We start from the raw sequence: 3116 nt of genomic DNA, 5'->3' as shown, positions 1-3116 counted from the left end.
CTGACAATTTTAAAAGTCTATTTTCCATCTCCATTTAAATCTCCTCCTCAAAAGGATATTTAATTCTGGATTTATGCTTTGTAAAAATCACTTATTGGGAGGACACGTAGCGGCTAGGGCTATACATGCCAAAGGACCAAGATCTCCGCTTGCTCCTAGAGATCCTTTTTTAGGAATGAGAGGATAAATTTCATTATTAAACATTTCAGTAAAAATAAAAAAGTTTTCTAGACTTATTGCTGAAACACCTTTTGATAATGATATAATTCGTGTTAGCATGATGGCTCTTACAATTGAATCATCGAAATATTCTCCAACATTTGTTGCAACTGAGTTAATTAAGTTATTTTGAAGTTGTTCAGCAAATTCAACTGGAACAAGTATATTTACAAATCCGCCTAAACTTGTATTTACACCGTAAATAACTCTTTTCTCATCTACAAAACTCTCAAGTAAGCTTCTTGAGTCAGTTATATTTTTTCTTACATCATCTGAAATTTGTAATTTTATTTGTTTATTTAGACAGATTTTAATAAAATTATCTAAGCAAATTTTGCGTCTCTCAGTATAAATTGATTTTGTTGCATTTTTATTTCCTTTAATTTGTGCTGACGAATCTGCCTTTTTTTTTATATAAGTCAATAGAATAAAATTAATTTATCAATCAAGATTTATTAATTTTTATTAAATTTATATATAGTAAAAAAATATTCGGGTGTAACTTTAAAAAGTTACACCCGAATTCATTGTGGTTAGAATTTTATAAATTGAGAATTAATTGATTTCGATTTTTTTTAAATTATTTTGAATTTCATTTTTTCTTTCTAAAGAAACAGTTAAGACTCCATTTGTAAATTTTGCGTCAATTTTTTCTTTGTTTATAAAAATTTCAGGCATATGTATTTGCCTTTCAAAGGAACCGTAAAACCTTTCGCTCAAATGATACTTGTTGTCATTTTTATTTTCTTCAAAGTTTCTTTCACCTTTAATCGAAAGAATATCATTTTGAATAGTAATATGAATATCCTTTTTTTCACAACCTGGTAAATCAGCAATTAGTATAAATTCTTTCGGAGTTTCTTTTAATTCTATAGATGGGTTCCATTTTATTTTTTTTGACATGGATTTATCATTTAGTGGTTCATTTATGAGACTACCAAAAAGTTTATTGATATTTGTTTGTAATTCATAAAAAGGGTCTTCTTCAAATCGAGAAATAAGAGAAGAAGGTTTCTTGAAATTTTGTAAAAATGACATAAAAATTCCTCCTAATTATAATAAAACATTTTTCTAACCACAAAATTAAAGTAATCATTAGAAACAGTTTGTAAAGGGTTCGATCTTAAGTTTTAAATCAATTTTTTGAGATATAACTTTTATCTATGGTAACGATAGAGGATTAATATTTTATCTATAGATAGATAATATGTAAAATAATATTGTTAAATAAAATTAAATATTTTTTATATATTTGGAGAAAATCATGGGAAATATAAATATTGCACAAAATATTTTTTGGGATTTAGTAGACCAGACAAAAATGACAGAAAAATACCGGATAGATAAAAATTTGCAGTATTTAGAAATTGCTCCTTTAAATGTTCTAAAAAAAATATTTATTCAATATCGATTTTTTACACACTATTACATTGAGGATCTTGGAATATTAATAAGCAAAATGCCTTTTGGAAATTTAAAATCAATTTTGGCAGAAATTCTAAATGATGAATTAGGTAACGGGAAATCGAAAGCAGCACATCCTATTTTATACGATAATTTTTTATTGAGCTTAGGTATTCAAAAGGAAGAAATGCAATATGCATCTCCTCATTGTATGCCTCATCTATTATCTGTTCAAAATTCATTAAACAAAAAATCCTGGGCTTATGGAGTTGGTTTGCGTGGAATGGGTGGAGAATGTTTATGTCAAATTTATTTATCTACCATGCATGAATATTTTTCAAAAAATCCTGAAATTGAGAAAATTAAACAAAATTTAGAATGGGAATTTTGGGATATTCATATTGGTGAAATAGATTTGCACCATCAAACAATTGTTAAAAATGCGATTAGTGAAATTATTTTAGAATACCCAGATTTCACAAAAGATTTATTTGATGGTTATATTGAAAGTAAAACAGCTTGGGATGAGTTTTGGAGTCAAATTTTTAATTCAGAAATTCCTTTCGGGAGAGAAAATGAAAGAAGATCATATGCAAATCAGCTTTTCTTATCAACTTCGGCATGAACTTTTTTTAGCTTGTCATATATTGGTAGCGCAAAAATTAGATTCGGGGCCATTTGGGAATGTAAGTGTACGTATCCCAGAAACAAATCAATATTGGATTAATCCAAGCGGTGTTACGTTTAATCAAATTAAAATAGATGATGTTTTACGTGTGGATCTCGACGGAAATATTTTGGAAGGTAACAGGAAGTCACATCATGGAGAAATTATTCATCGTGCCATTTATCGGTTACGCCCAGATGTATCCGCTATTGTTCATACCCATTCCGATAATACTGTTGCACAAAGTTTACTTGGAGTGAAAATAGAACCATTAACTCAACTTGGTGCCTCAATCCATAATGATCAAGGTATTTATTCTGGTTTTACTGGGCCTGTAAAATCTTCTCAGGAAGCATTAGCAATTGCGGAAGCACTTGGAAATTATTCTATAGTTATCGCTAAAAATCATGGTCTTTTTACAGCTTCGCCAACATTGCAGCAAGCTCTATGGGATTTTATTGTTTGTGATAAAGCATGCCAAATTCAATTACAAGCATTACAGTTAGGAATAAAAGAGGCAGAATTAATTTCAGACGATTATTTAGAAAAAAGTAAACAAGAAGTTCGTCATAAACAAAATCAATTTATGTGGTCTAGTTTTGTAAATTCTCTATAGAATTTAATTCTGTTTGGAAAGAAGACATCGATGCTGTAATTGCTTTAGAAATCGCTTGTATGGTTCTTACATTTTTATTTTCTACGTGTCCTCCCAATAAGTGATTTTTACAAAGCATAAATCCAGAATTAAATCTCCTTTTGAGGAGGAGATTTAAATGGAGATGGAAAATAGACTTTTAAAATTGTCAGAGCAAGTTGCTTTTGAAAG

The 3116-nt window shown here is 28.8% G+C and carries 3 protein-coding genes and 1 pseudogene; 2 read left to right on the top strand and 2 right to left on the bottom strand.

Going from position 1 to position 3116, the window contains the following annotated elements:
• Nucleotides 1–87 precede the first annotated feature (87 nt).
• Nucleotides 88–642, bottom strand: a complete 555-nt coding sequence (locus tag ACIQ56_RS16125) for an aromatic amino acid lyase (protein ID WP_397602061.1) — start codon at nucleotides 640–642, stop codon at nucleotides 88–90.
• 132 nt (nucleotides 643–774) lie between these two features.
• A complete protein-coding gene (locus tag ACIQ56_RS16120; protein ID WP_397602060.1) occupies nucleotides 775–1257 on the bottom strand; it encodes an Hsp20/alpha crystallin family protein in 483 nt (160 codons plus the stop codon).
• 226 nt (nucleotides 1258–1483) lie between these two features.
• On the opposite strand from ACIQ56_RS16120, the gene ACIQ56_RS16115 reads away from it, so the two are divergent.
• On the top strand, nucleotides 1484–2248 hold the full coding sequence (locus tag ACIQ56_RS16115; RefSeq protein WP_397602059.1) for an iron-containing redox enzyme family protein: 765 nt from the start codon (nucleotides 1484–1486) through the stop codon (nucleotides 2246–2248).
• Nucleotides 2148–2768, top strand: a pseudogene (locus tag ACIQ56_RS16110) (class II aldolase/adducin family protein); the annotation flags it as partial. The gene ACIQ56_RS16115 and the pseudogene ACIQ56_RS16110, both read left to right, overlap by 101 nt.
• Between the last annotated feature and the right edge of the window lie 348 nt (nucleotides 2769–3116).

The sequence above is a fragment of the Silvanigrella sp. genome (genome assembly GCF_044369315.1).
Lineage (GTDB): Bacteria > Bdellovibrionota_B > Oligoflexia > Silvanigrellales > Silvanigrellaceae > Silvanigrella.
The sequence above is the reverse complement of the archived record's forward strand: the minus strand, read 5'-3'. Positions and strand labels throughout refer to the sequence as shown.

What these genes read in the sequence shown, in the direction of transcription:
- ACIQ56_RS16120 (WP_397602060.1), bottom strand. Translation starts at nt 1,257, where the DNA reads ATGTCATTTTTACAAAATTTCAAGAAACCTTCTTCTCTTATTTCTCGA.
- ACIQ56_RS16115 (WP_397602059.1), top strand. Translation starts at nt 1,484, where the DNA reads ATGGGAAATATAAATATTGCACAAAATATTTTTTGGGATTTAGTAGAC.